At 69.4% G+C, this 15398-nt stretch carries 17 protein-coding genes; 14 read left to right on the plus strand and 3 right to left on the minus strand.

The window, feature by feature from the left end:
• The first annotated feature begins 91 nt into the window (after positions 1-91).
• The 8 genes from zwf to CCN37_RS09635 all read left to right on the plus strand — a co-directional run bounded on the left by zwf (position 92) and on the right by CCN37_RS09635 (position 6686).
• A complete protein-coding gene (gene zwf / locus CCN37_RS09600; RefSeq protein ID WP_086820354.1) occupies positions 92-1624 on the plus strand; it encodes a glucose-6-phosphate dehydrogenase in 1533 nt (510 codons plus the stop codon).
• A 67-nt stretch (positions 1625-1691) separates the two neighbouring features.
• A complete protein-coding gene (gene opcA, locus CCN37_RS09605; RefSeq protein ID WP_143261532.1) occupies positions 1692-2750 on the plus strand; it encodes a glucose-6-phosphate dehydrogenase assembly protein OpcA in 1059 nt (352 codons plus the stop codon).
• A gap of 288 nt (positions 2751-3038) precedes the next feature.
• Positions 3039-3293 (plus strand): hypothetical protein, encoded by a 255-nt coding sequence (locus tag CCN37_RS09610; protein WP_086820355.1) that lies wholly within the window; start codon positions 3039-3041, stop codon positions 3291-3293.
• Positions 3294-3297: 4 nt separating this feature from the next.
• A complete protein-coding gene (locus CCN37_RS09615) occupies positions 3298-4146 on the plus strand; it encodes a hypothetical protein (RefSeq protein WP_086820356.1) in 849 nt (282 codons plus the stop codon).
• Entirely contained in the window at positions 4139-4507 is a 369-nt protein-coding gene (locus CCN37_RS09620; RefSeq protein WP_086820357.1) for a hypothetical protein, read from the plus strand. Before CCN37_RS09615 ends, CCN37_RS09620 begins: the two co-directional genes overlap by 8 nt.
• A 3-nt stretch (positions 4508-4510) precedes the next feature.
• Positions 4511-4870 carry a hypothetical protein gene (locus CCN37_RS09625; RefSeq protein WP_143261533.1) on the plus strand — a complete coding sequence of 120 codons (360 nt, stop codon included), beginning with the start codon at positions 4511-4513 and terminating at the stop codon, positions 4868-4870.
• Between the two features lie 56 nt (positions 4871-4926).
• Positions 4927-6054, plus strand: coding sequence for a sensor histidine kinase (locus tag CCN37_RS09630; RefSeq protein ID WP_086820359.1), 1128 nt, complete (start codon positions 4927-4929; stop codon positions 6052-6054).
• A complete protein-coding gene (locus tag CCN37_RS09635; RefSeq protein WP_086820360.1) occupies positions 6042-6686 on the plus strand; it encodes a response regulator transcription factor in 645 nt (214 codons plus the stop codon). Before CCN37_RS09630 ends, CCN37_RS09635 begins: the two co-directional genes overlap by 13 nt.
• Here CCN37_RS09635 and CCN37_RS09640 read toward each other — a convergent pair.
• From CCN37_RS09640 to CCN37_RS09650, 3 genes are all read right to left on the minus strand, one after another.
• Positions 6671-9139 carry an FtsX-like permease family protein gene (locus tag CCN37_RS09640; protein ID WP_086820361.1) on the minus strand — a complete coding sequence of 823 codons (2469 nt, stop codon included), beginning with the start codon at positions 9137-9139 and terminating at the stop codon, positions 6671-6673. The two genes, CCN37_RS09635 and CCN37_RS09640, sit on opposite strands and share 16 nt — an antisense overlap.
• Entirely contained in the window at positions 9136-9858 is a 723-nt protein-coding gene (locus CCN37_RS09645; RefSeq protein WP_086820362.1) for an ABC transporter ATP-binding protein, read from the minus strand. The genes CCN37_RS09640 and CCN37_RS09645 overlap by 4 nt, the downstream gene beginning before the upstream one ends.
• A 77-nt stretch (positions 9859-9935) precedes the next feature.
• Positions 9936-10652 (minus strand): SDR family oxidoreductase, encoded by a 717-nt coding sequence (locus CCN37_RS09650; protein ID WP_086820363.1) that lies wholly within the window; start codon positions 10650-10652, stop codon positions 9936-9938.
• A 98-nt stretch (positions 10653-10750) separates the two neighbouring features.
• On the opposite strand from CCN37_RS09650, the gene CCN37_RS09655 reads away from it, so the two are divergent.
• The 6 genes from CCN37_RS09655 to CCN37_RS09680 all read left to right on the plus strand — a co-directional run bounded on the left by CCN37_RS09655 (position 10751) and on the right by CCN37_RS09680 (position 15147).
• Entirely contained in the window at positions 10751-11383 is a 633-nt protein-coding gene (locus CCN37_RS09655) for a TetR/AcrR family transcriptional regulator (RefSeq protein WP_246842918.1), read from the plus strand.
• Positions 11384-11451: 68 nt separating this feature from the next.
• Complete coding sequence (pgl, locus tag CCN37_RS09660; RefSeq protein WP_086820365.1) at positions 11452-12231, plus strand: 6-phosphogluconolactonase; 780 nt, start codon at positions 11452-11454, stop codon at positions 12229-12231.
• A gap of 255 nt (positions 12232-12486) precedes the next feature.
• Positions 12487-12822 (plus strand): hypothetical protein, encoded by a 336-nt coding sequence (locus CCN37_RS09665; protein ID WP_086820366.1) that lies wholly within the window; start codon positions 12487-12489, stop codon positions 12820-12822.
• A gap of 97 nt (positions 12823-12919) precedes the next feature.
• On the plus strand, positions 12920-13378 hold the full coding sequence (locus tag CCN37_RS09670) for a hypothetical protein (RefSeq protein WP_143261534.1): 459 nt from the start codon (positions 12920-12922) through the stop codon (positions 13376-13378).
• Between the two features lie 149 nt (positions 13379-13527).
• Entirely contained in the window at positions 13528-13881 is a 354-nt protein-coding gene (locus tag CCN37_RS09675; protein ID WP_086820368.1) for a hypothetical protein, read from the plus strand.
• Positions 13882-14349: 468 nt separating this feature from the next.
• Positions 14350-15147: a glycerophosphodiester phosphodiesterase family protein gene (locus tag CCN37_RS09680; protein ID WP_086820369.1), complete on the plus strand. Its 798-nt coding sequence runs from the start codon at positions 14350-14352 to the stop codon at positions 15145-15147.
• The last annotated feature ends 251 nt before the right edge of the window (positions 15148-15398 follow it).

Below are 15398 nucleotides of genomic sequence, written 5' to 3' on the forward strand. Positions count from 1 at the left end.
TCGCCGAGCACGGTCGTCCGGTGCTGCGCCTGCACCTCACCGACCGGGCAGAGGGCCTGGTCCACCTGGTGAAGGCGGTGCAGGACTCGCTGTGAGTGCCAAGAGCTGGCGCAACCCGCTGCGCGACGAGCGGGACAAGCGACTGCCCAGGATCGCCGGGCCCTGCGGCCTGGTGATCTTCGGCGTGACCGGTGACCTCAGCCGCAAGAAGCTGATGCCGGCGATCTACGACCTGGCCAACCGCGGGCTGCTGCCGCCGGGCTTCGCGCTCACCGGCTTCGCCCGGCGGGAGTGGGCCGACCAGGACTTCGAACAGGTGGTGTACGAGGCGGTCAAGCAGCACGCCCGCACGCCGTTCCGGCAGGAGGTCTGGGACCGGCTCGCCGAGGGCTGCCGCTTCGTGCAGGGCAGCTTCGACGACGACGCGGCCTTCGACAGCCTGGTGGAGACCATCGGCGACCTGGACCGGGTCCGGGGCACCGGTGGCAACCACGCGTTCTACCTGTCCATCCCGCCGGGCGCGTTCCCGGCGGTCTGCCGCCAGCTGGCCCGCTCCGGGCTGTCGGCGCAGAACCCGGACCAGTGGCGCCGCGTGGTGATCGAGAAGCCGTTCGGTTCGGATCTGGCCACGGCCAAGGACCTCAACCGCGTGGTGAACGAGGTCTTCCCCGAGGACTCGGTGTTCCGCATCGACCACTACCTCGGCAAGGAGACGGTCCAGAACATCCTGGCGCTGCGCTTCGCGAACCAGCTGTTCGAGCCGATCTGGAACTCCAACTACGTCGACCACGTGCAGATCACCATGGCCGAGGACATCGGCCTCGGCGGGCGCGCGGGCTACTACGACGGCATCGGCGCGGCGCGCGATGTGATCCAGAACCACCTGCTCCAGCTGCTGGCGCTGACCGCGATGGAGGAGCCCGTCTCCTTCGACCCGGCGGCGTTGCGGGCGGAGAAGGTCAAGGTGCTCTCGGCGACCCGCCCGGCGGGACCGATCGACGAGACCACGGCGCGCGGGCAGTACACCGGCGGCTGGCAGGGCGGGCAGAAGGTGCCCGGTCTGCTGGAGGAGGGCGGCTTCGCCCCCGACTCGGTCACGGAGACCTTCGCCGCGGTCGAGCTGGAGGTGAACACCCGCCGCTGGGCCGGGGTGCCGTTCTACCTGCGCACCGGCAAGCGGTTGGGCCGCCGCGTCACCGAGATCGCGGTGGTGTTCAAGCGCGCTCCGCACCTGCCGTTCGACTCCACGGCCACCGAGGAGCTCGGCGAGAACGCCCTGGTGATCCGCGTCCAGCCGGACGAGGGCATCACGCTGCGCTTCGGCTCCAAGGTGCCCGGCACCGCGATGCAGATCCGCGACGTGACCATGGACTTCGGCTACGGGCACGCGTTCACCGAGTCCTCGCCGGAGGCCTACGAGCGGCTGCTGCTGGACGTGCTGCTCGGCGAGCCCTCGCTGTTCCCGATGAACGACGAGGTCGAGCTGTCCTGGAAGATCCTCGACCCGGTGCTCAAGCACTGGGCCGCGAAGGGCCGTCCCGAGGAGTACAAGGCAGGCACGTGGGGTCCCGCGTCGGCTGACGCGATGATGGCCCGCACGGGCAGGCACTGGAGGCGGCCATGAGTCACAATGCCCGCTCTCGTGGATGCCGACCGGGTGCGGGTGTCCCGCATGAGCGCAGGAGGCGGCCATGATCATCGACCTTCCCTCGACCACGACCTCGCAGGTCAACAAGAAGCTGGTCGAGCTGCGCGAGCAGGGCGGAGCGGTGGCGCTGGGCCGGGTGCTCACCCTGGTCATCGTCACCGACGACGGCGCGCGCACCGAGGAGGCCATCGACGCGGCCAACGACGCCAGCCGCGAGCACCCGTGCCGGGTGATCGTGCTGGCCCGCGGCGCCCGCAAGGCCGCGGCCCGCCTGGACGCCCAGGTCCGGGTCGGCGGCGACGCGGGCGCGAGCGAGGTCGTGGTGCTGCGGCTCTACGGCCCGCTGGCCGACGAGGGCGCGGGCTGCGTGGTGCCGCTGCTGCTGCCCGACGCGCCCGTGGTGGCGTGGTGGCCGTTCGAGTCCCCGGAGAACCCGTCCCAGGACCCGATCGGCGCGCTGGCCCAGCGCCGGATCACCGACGCCGCCGCCGAGCGCAACCCGATCAAGGCGCTCGACCAGCGTCGCGAGTCCTATGTGGACGGTGACACCGATCTGGCGTGGACGCGGCTGACCTCGTGGCGGGCCCTGCTGGCCGCCGCGCTGGACCTGCCGCCCTACGAGAAGGTCACCGCGGCCACCGTCTCCGGCGAGGCCGACTCGCCGTCGACGGACCTGCTCGCGGCGTGGCTGTCGGCGCGGCTGAAGATCGCGGTGACCCGCACCAAGGCCAGCTCCGGCCAGGGCATCGTCTCCGCGGTGCTGGAGCGGCGCTCCGGCAACGTCGAGCTGATCCGCCCCGACGGCAAGGTCGGCACGCTCGACCAGCCCGGCCAGCCCGACCGCCGCGTCGCGCTGCAACGGCGCCCGGTCCGCGACTGCCTCGCCGAGGAGCTGCGTCGGCTCGACCCCGACGAGACCTACGAGGAGACGCTGCGGGCGCTGCCCAAGGTGGTCCGCGGTCGCGCGGCCCCGAGGAAGCCCGCCGCCAAGGCCGCGGTGAAGGCGAAGAAGCCCGAGCCCGCTCCAGCGGCGGAGGCCGATTCCCCGGAACCGGCCAAACCCAAGAAGGCCAAACCGGCCAAGGCGAAGGCCAAGAAGTAACGCGAGAGGGCGTCCACTCCGGTGGGCGCCCTCTTTTTCTCCCCCATTCCGTGCCATCTTGCGGCGGCGGCACAGATTTCACCCCCTTTCCCCACGTCGCGCCCGATTTTCCTTGCCACTACGGAAAAAGTCGATTCGTGCCATGATTGCCTGGCATTTCTCCAGAGCACCCACGGGTGTTTCTGCTCCTTTCGGGCGAACGTGACGCTTCGGCACTCCGAAAGACCTTCCCCCGGGCCGTTACGGGGGTGACCATCAGTGGCACGCGAGGGACTCGGGGGGGAGTCGATGAGCGAACTCGAAGAGGTGCGGGCCGAGCTGCACGCCGTCGACCAGGAGATTCCACTGCCCAGGGTCGCCTCAGCCCACGCACGCCTCGGCGACGTGCACGCCGAACTGAGCGCGGCGTGGGCGAAGTCCCTGGACCGCCGCCCGGACAAGGCCAAGGACCACCTCGTCCACTCCCAGGCCGCCGTCGACCGCTCCCAGCAGGCGCTCGCCCAGGCGCGGGAGCACCTGGGCACAGCGATTTCGGGGCTGTGACGCCATGACCTCCTCCATCCGCGAACTCCGCGCCCGCTTGCAGTCCGCCGTGGACGGCCTCCCGCTCGACGACCTCACCGAGGCTCGCGAGCACCTGCGCCACGTCGTGCTCCCCCGCCTGGAACACCTCACCCTGTCCACCGCGAACCCCTTGCTGCACAAGGCGATCGCCGCACTCCACCAGGCCGGGATCGAACTGGACAACGGGCGGCTGCACGCGCACGAGACGCACCGCGTCACCCGCGACTACATGCACTCGTGCCTCGGCGCTGCCGAGGAGGACGGCCGCACCTACCGCTACGTCGAACCCGCCGTGCACGCTCCGCCCTTCCGCTCGGTCGGGGAGACGTCACCCGTCGTCCTCCCCCGCCGTCAGCCCGCGCCGTGGGTCACGGACGACCGCTCCACCTGGCCGGGCCGAGTCGACGAATCCCTTGTCCCCCAAGACTTCAAGTTCGAGGACGACGAGCGGGTCATCGCGAACTGGCTGGCTCGGCTGTACCCCTACCGCGTCGCCCCCATCCCGAGGAGGAACAGTCCCCGCACCGCCGACTCGGCCGTCAACGGCTACACCGTGGAGTTCAAGACCCTCTGCCCGTCGCCTCAGCTCCCTCGGCACGAGGCCAAGCACATCGGCAGGGCGATCGCCAAGATGCAAAGGGACGAGCCGGGGGGCGCAGGTCAGGGAAACAACATCATCATCGACGCCTCCCGCTCGGGTCTGTCGCGCGAGGAAGCGCTCACGGGACTGAAGGACTACCTGACCCGCTTTCCCGAGCGAGTCGAACGGCTGGCGCGCGTCCGCATTCTGGGCAACGACTACGAGATCGATTGGAACCGCACCCGTGGCTGACTACGTGGAGCTGTACTTCGGCACTCCCCAGGACGTCGACGACACCACCGCTATCACCTACCTCGGCGAACTCCTCGGAGTGCGCTTCGAACCCTCGTCAGAGTCCTACGCCGACTACGAAGCGCACGACGGACGGCGCAACTACGACCTCAACCTCGGCATCGAAGAAGACGAAGACGACCTGGCCGACGACATGCCTTTCACACAGATGCCGTTCGTGCTCACACTGCGCGGCGACCGCAACATGGACGCCGAGATGGAAGCCATCGGCCGCAAGCTCATCCCACAACTGCGCCAACGCGGCTACCTCCCGGCGCGACTCATCTACGGCACCCTGCTCCTCCTAGACAAGGCGGACTAGACATTGGCTGACCACGTGGAGCTGTACTTCGGCTCACCCGACGACACCGGCACTGCGGTCGCCTACCTCGGTGAACTCCTCGGAGTGCGCTTCGAACCCTCGTCAGAGTCCTACGCCGACTACGAAGCGCACGACGAACGACGCCACTACGACCTCAACCTCGGCATCGAAGAAGCCGACGACTCCGATGTCGACATGCCCTTCACGCAAATGCCGTTCGTGCTCACGCTGCGCGGCGACCGCGACATGGACGCCGAGATGGAGCGCGTCGGGCGTGAGCTGATCCCACGACTGCGCGAACGCGGCTACCTCCCGGCGCGACTCATCTACGGCACGCTGCTCCTCCGCGACAAGGCGGGCTGAAGCGGGGGTTTGCTGGTCTTGAAGACTGCTGGACCTCGGCGCGGTTTACTGGCGGGGTGGCGTTCGTGAAGTGGCCGTGGCGCGCGGTGTGCTATCTGTGCAGCACGTTGCCGGTGGCGGTGGTGTGGCTGGTGAGCCTGCTGCCGTTGGGGCCGTTCGCGGGAGTGCCGTTGCGCGCGGTGGAGCGCAGGAGGCTGCGCCTGCTGGACCCGACGGTGACGCCGGAGCCGCGAGCCAGGCACACGCTGCGCGAGCTGATCGCGGCGAGGTCGACGTGGGTGGCGTTGCTGTACGGGGTGGTGTTGCTGCCGCTGGGCACGATCGACCTGACGGTGGCGGTGGTGTGCGTGGCGGTGCCGCTGACGATGCTGGGCCTGCCGTTGTGGAAGAGCGCGGGCGCTGAGCTGGGCGTGGTCGCGGGGATCGACACAAGCACGGTCGCGGGCACGGCGCTGGTGATGGTGCTCGGAGCGCTGCTGGCAGCCTTGGGTGCGGCGTTGGTGACGGCGGTGGCCTGGGGACGGGCAGCGTTCGCGCGGGTAGTGCTGGTGGGGCCGAGGGAACGCGAGCTGGGCGAGCAGCTGGTGCGAGTGCGCTCGTCGCGGCTGAGGCTGGTGGACGCCTTCGAGCTGGAGCGACGGCGGATCGAGCGTGATCTGCACGACGGCGCGCAGCAGCGGTTGCTCTCGCTGATCATGACGTTGGGCCTGTTGCGCCTCGAGGTGCCGGAGCGGGCGCGGGAGCTGGCGGACAAGGCGCAGGGCGACGCGAAGGCGGCGCTGGACGAGCTGCGCGAGCTGGTCAGGGGAATCCACCCGGCGGTGCTGACGGACGCGGGGCTGGTCGCGGCGCTGGACGAGCTGGCGGACCGCTGCCCGGTGCGGGTCGACGTGCGGGCCGAAGCCGTCGATCGCCTCCCACCGACGATCGAGTCGACGGCCTACTTCTGCGTGAGCGAGGCGCTGGCCAACCTCGTGCGGCACAGCGAGGCGGACCTGGCTCGGGTCGCACTCCGCCAACGCGCCGACAAGGTCTTGATCACGGTGTGGGACAACGGGAAGGGCGGCGTGCGCGAGCTGACCTCGATCGCCGACCGGTTGTCCACTGTAGATGGTGAGCTGGCGGTGCTGAGCCCGGTGGGCGGCCCGACCGAGCTGAGGATGGAGCTGCCGTGCGCGTGGTGATCGCCGAGGACGCGGTGCTGTTCCGGGAAGGACTCGTGCAGCTGCTCGGGCAGTTCGGGCACGAGGTGGTCGCGGCGGTCGGCGACGGACCGAGCCTGGTCGAGGCCGTGGACCGGCTGCGCCCGGACGTCTCGGTGGTGGACGTGCGGATGCCGCCCGGCTACGCCGAAGAGGGCCTGCGGGCCGCGCTCGACGTGCGCGAGCGGCATCCGGGCGCCGCCGTGGTGGTGCTCTCGCAGTACGTCGCGCACCGCAGGGCGACGGAACTGCTGGAGAGCGGGACAGCGGGCATCGGCTACCTGTTGAAGGACCGCGTCGGCGACGTGACCGAGTTCGTCGACTCGCTGCGCCGCGTCGCGGAGGGCGGCACGGTGATGGACCCGGAGGTCGTCAGCACCCTGCTGCGGCGCAAGAAGAACCAGCAGCCGCTGGACCGGCTCACCCCGCGCGAGCGGGAGGTGCTGGGCCAGCTCGCGCAGGGGCGGACGAACGCCGGGGCCGCACGGGTGCTCTCGGTCAGCGACGCGGCGATCGCCAAGCACGTCAACAGCATCTTCGCCAAGCTCGGGCTCGAACAGACCCCGGACGACCACCGCCGGGTGCTCGCGGTCCTCGCCTACCTCCAGGGCTGATCGCGGGCGGACGTGCGCGCCGCGATCCGCGCGGGCAGCAGCCCACCGAGCGCTCCGACCACCACAGCGGCGCCGCACACCAGCAGGTACGGCGCAACGGGGAACGGCAGCCAGAGGTCTCCGGTGAGCGCGTAGCCGTAGCCGGTGAGCACCACACCCGCGACCGCGCTTCCGGTCAGGACACCGGTGACGACGGTGACGGCGACCTCGAAGCCGACCGCGCCGACCACGTGCGCGGTCCTCGCCCCGGCAAGGCGGAGCAGGACGAAACCACGGCGCCGGGACGCGGCGGAGCCGGTCAGCACGGTGATCGCGGCGATGCCCGCATAACCTGCGATGACCGCGACCACGGCGTACAGAATCCAGTTGTCACCGCTGCTCTGTCGCGCCACGTCGGCGAGGTGGTCGTTGCGCGACAAAGCATTCAGCCCAGCCAGCGCACCCGGCACATCGGTCCTGACGTAGATACCGCTGTCGAACGGCTCCAGCAGGTGTGGCCGGACGACGTCGCGCGGCACCATCATCGACGCGAAGGTCACCGATCCGGACTCGTAGACCACCGCAACCCGCGCACTGTGCGACGTCCCGTCCGGCAGGAGGAACGAAACCCGTTGCCCTGCTTGCCATTGGTAGTCCTGGGCGATCGTCTGCGAGACCGCGATCGAGTCACCGTTGAAGTCCTTCCAGTCGCCCGAACGCGCGGGCAGGTCGAACATCAGCGGTATGGCCGCCGGGTCGACGCCGAGCGCGTCCACGACAGTGCGCGGAGCATCGCCGTCCAAGGGCAGCAGGCCAGTGGAAACGGTGGCGGACGCGGCGTGCACACCGGGTGTTCGCCGCACCTGCTCCACGACAGAAGCCGGTAGCCCCAGGTGTTCCGCGCCGGTGACGACGACATCAGCGGTGAGCCGCTGGTCGTAGGCGCGGGACTTCGCCTCGGAGGTCGCCGAGTCCTGGAACAGGATCAGGCACGCGAACGCCACCATGAGCATCAACGGCGTGGCGACACCGACGGAGCGCTTGAGGTCACCACGGATCTCCCGATCACCGTAGTACGCCGCGAACACCTTGTCGCGCAACGGAAAGAGCACCGCAAGGACTCCGCCGACGATCTTGTGCCCGAACAGCACGGCGGCCATCACGAGGCTGGGCGCGGCGAGGAACATGAGCACGGGAGCGGACCGGGTGGCCACCGTCCCGCCGACGTTGCCCACGACAACGCCGCTGACCAGGCAGAGCACCGCGAACACCAGGTGCACGAAGCCCCACACCGTCCGACGGCGCGACGGCGCGGCGGGCTGGACGTCGGCGGTGCGCATCGCCTCGCCCGGCGAAACACGTGCGGCACGCCACGCGGGCAGCACTCCGGCGGTGACAGCGGCGACAACCGCGACTCCAGCGCCCACAAGGAACGGCTCAGCGCTGAGCACCACGCCGACATGACTGGGCAACATCCCTTGCGCGACAAAGAATCTGAGCGCGAGGTCGGCGAGCCCGACGCCCACCAAGCCGCCGACCGCTCCCGCCGCCAGGCCGACGAACGCGGCCTCGCCGAGCACGAGCAGCCGGACGCGCCCAGCGCTCGCGCCAACCGTGCGCAGCAACGCCAGCTCGCGCCTGCGCTGCATGACCGAAACGGACAGCGTGCTGGCAATGGTGAAGACCGCGATCGTCAACGCCAGCACCGAGATCGTGCCGAGGAACGTTCCCGCTCCGGCGGCCAGACCTGCCTGCGCAGGATCGAGCACGAACGCCCGACCCTTCGCTTCTCCTTGCAGCACAACGGCTTCGGGAAGGGCTTCGCGGATGCCCTCCACAGCCGTGCCCGGATCGACGCGGAGCAAAGCCATGATCGGCTCGCCGCCCATGCGCGCGGCGGCCGAGGCGGTGAAGAACAGGGCGTGCTCATTCCCCTGCCAGGAGCCGATTCCACTCACGCGGAACCGCTGCTCCCCCGACGCCGTCGTGATCATCACGGTGTCGCCGACACGCTTGCCGTCGAGCCGGTTCAGCACGACCTCGTCGTCCGCGCGCGGCTCGTGCCCCTCAGCGAGGGTGAATGGCTCGGCGAGCGCGGTGCTCCACGGGTGCCCCCACGAGCGGTGCGGCGCGTCGGCGGCTCCGACATAGGCAGGGAACGGGATTTCGCCTGTCACAGAACGAACTCCGCGCACAGATCGCAGCTTGTCGAGCTGCGCGGGCTTCAGGCGGGGCTGTTCGGGCAGCCGCAGCGCCAGGCCGGAGGTCGTGCGCACCTCGTCGGAGAGCTTCACCACGAAGTCGACATCACGGAGATCCCAGGTGCTCAGCGCGCCTGTGGACGACGCGTGCTCCACGGACTGCCCGACGATGAGCGCCGCCGCGGACAGCGCGGAGCCCAGCAGCACCGCCACCACGGACGCGACCGCCGACGGCAGACGCGCGCGCAGGCTCCGCCACGCCATGACGATCATCGCGACACCAGCCGGGCGAGCACTCCGTCACTGGTCGGCGCGACCAGCTCGTCGGCGATCATGCCGTCCCGCAAGAACAGCACGCGGTCGGCGAACGCGGCGGCGAGCGGGTCGTGGGTCACCATGGCCACGCTCTGCCCGGACTCGGAAACGGCTTGGCGGAAGAACTTCAGGACCTCAGCGCCCGCGCGGGAATCGAGGTTTCCGGTCGGCTCGTCGGCGAAGACCAGCTCCGGCCGGTGCACCAGAGCCCGCGCGACCGCGACGCGCTGCTGCTGGCCACCGGACAGCTCGGCGGGCCGGTGGCCCATGCGGTCACGCAGCCCGAGCGCGTCCACGAGGGTGTCACGCCACTCCGGGTCGACGGCGGGACCGCCCAGCCGCGTGCCGAGCGCGATGTTCTCGGCCGCGGTGAGCGTCGGGATCAGGTTGAACGCCTGGAAGACGAACCCGAGGCGGTCCCGCCGCAGCTCGGTCAGCTTCCGCTCGGAAAGCTGCGTGATGTCGGTGTCGCCGATGAGCACACGGCCCTCGTCGGGGCGGTCGAGCCCGGCGAGGCACTGCACCAGGGTGGACTTGCCGGAGCCGGACGGCCCCATGATCGCGACGAACTCACCGCGGTGGAAGGTCGCCGAGACACCGCGCAACGCCGTGACCGCCGTCGGTCCACTGCCGTAGGTCCTGCCGAGCCCGAGAGCTTCGGCCACTGGAACTGTCATGACCGAAGTCCATCGCGATCGTGCGCGGAAAACAGTCACGCCAGCTGGAGAACCGGGGTAGTACCAGTGTTACCCCCTCACTTCCCGAAGCTGCCCACCAGCGCCTCGGCGCGGTCGCGCTTGGCGTAAAGGTCCCAGAAGTGCTCGGCGAAGACCTCGGGGCTGATGACCTCGGGCTCGAAGTCCAGCGGCGTCGCGGTGAGCGCGCGGTGCGGGACGCTGCCCTCGATCAGCGCGCCGACGTTGACGGCACCGACGTAGACGCCCTTATCCGCGAGCGCGGCGTTGAGGTTGTGGAAGTAGTTGCGCAGCGCGGCCTGAGCCATGCCCGCGTTGCCGAGGAACGGCGTCGGGTGGAGGCCGGATTGCCCTGCGGTGAACAGGATCGCGCCGTCTCCACGAGCTTCCATCGCGGGGAGCACGGCCCGCACGAGTGCGACTCCGGAGAGCAGGAAGCGGTCGAGGATCAGCTGGAGGTTCTCCGGTGTGACGTCGAGCGCGGGCGCGATGCCCTCGCCCATGGAGCCGCCCCCTGGGTTGAAGGCCACCGCGTCGAGCTGCCCGAACCGCTCGGTGATCGCTTCGACGGCCGCGGCGATCTGCTCGCGGTCGTAGACGTCGGCGGTGAACCCGGCCGCCTCGATCCCCTCCTCGGCCAGGTCGGCGACGAGGCCGTCGAGCGTCCGCGCGGTCCTGGCGACGAGCGCGACGCGGAAGCCTTCGCGGCCGAAGCGGCGGGCCGTCGCCATGCCGAGCACGGGCCCGGCTCCGAAGATCGCGAGTGTCCTGGTCATGGGGTGTCCCTCCGGTGAAATAAGTTGAGGATGCCCTCAACTACGGCCGACAGTACACATAAGTTGAGGCAGCCTTCAACTTCGCTAGGATGGGCTGCGTGACGACGCCCAAACCCCTGCGCAAGGACGCCCAGCGCAATCGCGAGCAGCTCGTCCGCGCCGCGCGGGAGCTGTTCGCCCAGCACGGGATCGACGTGGCGCTGGAGGAGATCGCGCGCGCGGCCGGGGTGAGCATCGGGACGCTCTACAACCGCTTCCCCACCCGCCAGGACCTGGTGGACGCGGTGTTCGAGGACCGGGCGGAGACCGTGTCGCGGCTCGCGGAGCACGCGCTCGCGCTCGACGACCCGTGGGCCGGGCTCGTGCACTTCCTGGAGCGCGTGTGCGAACTCCAGGCGGCTGATCGCGGCTACAACGACCTGGTCTCCCGCCGCGTCCCGCAGGCTTCGCCCAGCGGGGGTTACCAGCGCGGGTACGAGCTGATGTCGCGGATCGTCGCGCGCGCCAGGGAGAGCGGCCAGCTCAGGACCGATTTCACCTTGGAGGACATGGCTTTCGTGACCTGGGGAACCACCAGGACGGTCGAGGCGGTCGGCGCCGTGCGACCCGAGATGTGGCGGCGGCACCTCGGCCTGCTGCTCGACGGGATGCGAGCCGGTGCCGCGCATCCGCTGCCCGAGCCGCCGCTGCGACCAGAGGAGCTGGCGCGAGCGATGGGCGAGGGCTGCTGAGCGCCGCCCCTCGAATGCGCCGCCTCTAGGATTGGGCCGACCAGGTGATGAGCACGAGAGGACCCAGAGTGACCCGACCGCAGGTAGTGGTGCACAGCTCCCCCGAACTGCTCGCGGCGGCCGCCGCGGCGCGGCTGGTGACCAGGCTCGTCGACGCGCAGACCGCGCGCGGCTCGGCCTCGGTGGTGCTGACCGGCGGCGGCACCGGGATCGCCGTGCTCGAACAGCTGCGTGAGCTGCCCGCGCGGGACGCCGTGGACTGGTCGCGGGTCGACATGTACTGGGGCGACGAGCGATTCCTGCCCGCCGGGGACCCCGAGCGCAACGAGACGCAGGCCCGCGCGGCACTGCTCGACCACCTCCCCGTGGACCCCGCGCGCGTGCACGTGATGGAGCCCAGCGATGGGCGCTTCGGCGACGACCCCGAGGCCGCCGCGGCCGACTACGCGGAAGTTCTCGCGCGCGCGGCTCAGCCCGAGGACCACGGCCCGGTGCCGACCTTCGACGTGTGCATGCTCGGCATGGGCGGCGAAGGCCATGTGGCGTCGGTGTTCCCGTCCTCGCCCGCTGTCTACGAGACCGAGCGGACCGTGGTCGCGGTGCGCAACTGCCCCAAGCCCCCGCCCACCCGGATTTCGCTGACGCTGCCCGCGATCCGGCACGCCACCGAGGTCTGGCTGCTCACCACCGGCGAGGCCAAGGCCGCCGCGGTGTCCATGGCGCTCGGCGAGGCCGGTGAGGTCCAACTGCCCGCCGCCGGAGCACGCGGCCAGCTGCGCACGCTGTGGATGCTCGACCGCTCCGCCGCCGCCAAGGTGCCCGGAGTGTTCGCACCGCGCCTGGTCTGAGGTTCGTCGAGGAAAGGCCCCGGTCCGCTTTCGAGCGGGCCGGGGCTTCTTCATGTTCCCGAACATATGAATGACAACGTCGTCTCCTCATATTCGATCAACGATCACAACTACACACAGGGTGAAACCCTTGGACCGGCGTGGCCCGCCTTCCTACCTTCACGCGGACACCCCAAACTTTTTCGATCAAGGAAGGTCGTCATGCGCAGCATGCGAGCGAAGTTCGACACCCTGACGCTCCTGACGTAGTCAACGATGCTCCTGGGCTCACTTCCAGCGACGACCGCCGGTACCGTCTCCAAGAGAGCGGACCACGGCTGGGACTACGCGATCGCCAGCAACTACTACTCCTGGGAATACGGCCACGAATCGTCGGTCTCGGTATGCGACAAAGAGCCGGACAACAGCTACGTGTGGGGATACTTCACGACGTTCGACGGCGAGAAGATCAGCCTCAGGAACGACTACTGGGCGTCGAACTGCGCATCGAGGAGTTTGCGGGGAAGCGGAAAGCAGATTCGCAGCTTCTACGTGTGCGAGGACGGCGACGGCTGCTCCGCGACGGTGTACCTCGACAGGGCCAGCGACTGAACGACGCCAGGGAAGTCTTCAGGCCCGCCCCGAGCGGCCTGCCCCTTCCCGACCGCCGATGCGTGAGCCCCTCGCATTTGCGCACAGTGTGAATCCGTTGGACCAGCGCGACACACCTTCCTATTATCGCGCAGGCACCATCAGCTTTCAATCACGAAGGATCACCATGCGCAGCACGCGAGCAAAGTTCGGCACCCTGACGCTCCTGACATTGTCCACGATGCTCCTGAGTTCACTTCCGGCGACGGCCGCCGAAAACGTCGAGAAGACGGCGTACCACGGCTGGGACTTGGCGAGCGCCCACAACCACCAGGCCTTTGAGCCTGGCCACGAATCGTGGGTCGCAGTGTGCGACAAAGAGCCGGACAACAGCTACGTGTACGGGCACTTCACCACATACGACGGTGAGACGTTCAGCCTCAGGAACGACTACTTTTCCGCGAATTGCACAAAAAGAGGATTGCGCGGAAGCGGGAAGCAGATTCGCAGCTTCTACGTGTGCGAGGACGGCGACGGCTGTTCCCCGACGTACTACCTCGACAGGGCGACCGGCTGAGCGATCGGCGAGCGAGGGAGTCTGCGCCCAGCACGAGCGGACCCGGACTCCCTCGTGTTTGCGCACAGGATGAAACCCTTGGACCAGCGCGACAAGCCTTCCTACCTTCACGCGGGCACGATCAACTTTTTCGATCATGAAGGGTCACCATGCGCAGCATGCGAGGCAAGGTCGGCACCGTCGCACTCCTCACCCTGTCCACGATGTTGTTGAGCACACTTCCGGCGATGGCCAGAACCGACGACAGGATCTACGACGGCTGGGACATGGCTGGCGCCGCGAACTTCAAAGACAGGGCGGAAATCGCCCTGTGTGACGAGGAGCCGGACAACAATACAGTTTACGCCGAGTTCCGCATGTACAGCGGCGCGCAGATCAATCTCAGCGCCACCACCTGGACCGGGTGCGCTCAGCGCGCCCTGCCCGGAGAGCAGGTCCGCAGCTTCCGGATCAGCGAGGAAGGCGGCGCGTGGTCCCCGCTGGCGATCCTCGACAGGGCCTGAACACCACCGCTTGGCCTGAGCCGGTGAAGGCCCTGGTACTGAACAACTACCGGCTCAGCACGCTGCCGTAGCCGGCGTGGCTGGGCCCCGGCGCGGAGGTCGTGCTCGTCACCGACACGAGCTGCCTCGACGCCGGGCCCGGCTACGCCGATGTGGTGCCGTTCGAGCGGCTCGGGATCGCGGGGCAGGACGTGGCGGGTGCGGCGGCCTTCAGGGACAAGGTCGTGATGAAGCGGGCGCTGGGCGTGCCGATCACGGCGTTCGCGCCGTTAGAGCACGCGACGGACCTCGTCGGTTTCACCCGCGACCACGGGCTTCCGTTGGTGCTCAAGCCGAGGCGCGTTCGGTGGCACCGGACGCACACCGCGCCCCGCCGCCGTTTGCCGACGTCGCGGAAACGCCGCGCTGACGAAGTCGGTCCCAGTGGGAATCATCGCCGGGTCGCTCCCGCTACCGACTGGAGAACCCATGCTCCGCCGAACCGTCCTCGTCGCGGTGGTCGCCGCGCTGCTCGGCACGCCGGTCGCCGCCGAGGCCGCCCCGAAGACCACCAACATCGCGCACCGGGGTGCCTCCCACGACGCGCCGGAGAACACCCTCGCGGCGATGCGCCTCGGCGCGCGCATGGGGGCCGACCTGGTGGAGATCGACGTGCAGCGCACCAAGGACGGCCACCTGGTGCTGCTGCACGACACCACGCTCGCGCGCACCACCGATGTCGAGCAGGTGTTCCCGAAGCGGGCGCCGTGGAAGATCGCCGACTTCACGCTCGCGGACATCAAGCGGCTGGACGCCGGTTCGTGGAAGAACCCGAAGTTCGCGGGCGAGCGCGTGCCCACGCTGACGGAGTTCCTGCGCGCGCTGGCCTCGTCCAAGGCCGGCCTGCTGCTGGAGGCGAAGGCGCCCGAGCTGTACCCCGGGATCGAGCGCGAGATCGCCAGGCAGCTCAAGGCATGGCCGGGTCGGGCGCAGGTGCAGAGCTTCAACTGGCCGTGGATCAAGTCCTACCGGGCGATCGCGCCGAAGGCGGTGCTCGGCGTGCTCGGCACCCCCAAGGTCGAGGAGCTGGCCGAGATCGCCCGCTACTCCGACCAGGTCAACCCGCCGCACGCCGCCGCGACCGCCGAGTACGTCGCCACTGTGCACAAGCACCGGATGAAGGTCAACGTGTGGACCGTCGACTCCGCCGAGCTCATGCGCACCCTCATCGCGCGCAAGGCGGACGGCATCATCACCAACCGCCCCGACATCTTCGCCGCCCTCTAACCCCTTCCCCGTCGCAGTCCCCACCCGCAACCGAACCAATGTGACATTGGTGGCGCCAGACGTACCCAATGCCGCATTGGTTACGTCAGTCCACGCTGAAGACGTTGAGCTGACGGTCAGCAAACGCGGCCTGGTCCTCGGCGTCGCTGCTCGGCGCAGGTCCGGGACTGATCCGACGGTTGCTGGCCGAACTGCCATTCGACGAGTACCACGTCGTCGTCGCGCACCCCAATGTCTGGCACTGGCACGGC

Source organism: Allokutzneria sp. NRRL B-24872 (genome assembly GCF_002155965.1).
In the GTDB taxonomy this organism is placed as follows: Bacteria; Actinomycetota; Actinomycetes; order Mycobacteriales; family Pseudonocardiaceae; genus Allokutzneria.

Excerpts from the sequence above, each read along its gene's own strand:
- CCN37_RS09610 (WP_086820355.1), top strand. The coding sequence starts at position 3,039 with ATGAGCGAACTCGAAGAGGTGCGGGCCGAGCTGCACGCCGTCGACCAG.
- CCN37_RS09615 (WP_086820356.1), top strand. The coding sequence starts at position 3,298 with ATGACCTCCTCCATCCGCGAACTCCGCGCCCGCTTGCAGTCCGCCGTG.
- CCN37_RS09675 (WP_086820368.1), top strand. The coding sequence starts at position 13,528 with ATGCGCAGCATGCGAGGCAAGGTCGGCACCGTCGCACTCCTCACCCTG.
- CCN37_RS09640 (WP_086820361.1), bottom strand. The coding sequence starts at position 9,139 with ATGATCGTCATGGCGTGGCGGAGCCTGCGCGCGCGTCTGCCGTCGGCG.
- CCN37_RS09680 (WP_086820369.1), top strand. The coding sequence starts at position 14,350 with ATGCTCCGCCGAACCGTCCTCGTCGCGGTGGTCGCCGCGCTGCTCGGC.
- opcA (WP_143261532.1), top strand. The coding sequence starts at position 1,692 with ATGATCATCGACCTTCCCTCGACCACGACCTCGCAGGTCAACAAGAAG.
- CCN37_RS09645 (WP_086820362.1), bottom strand. The coding sequence starts at position 9,858 with ATGACAGTTCCAGTGGCCGAAGCTCTCGGGCTCGGCAGGACCTACGGC.
- CCN37_RS09665 (WP_086820366.1), top strand. The coding sequence starts at position 12,487 with ATGCTCCTGGGCTCACTTCCAGCGACGACCGCCGGTACCGTCTCCAAG.
- CCN37_RS09650 (WP_086820363.1), bottom strand. The coding sequence starts at position 10,652 with ATGACCAGGACACTCGCGATCTTCGGAGCCGGGCCCGTGCTCGGCATG.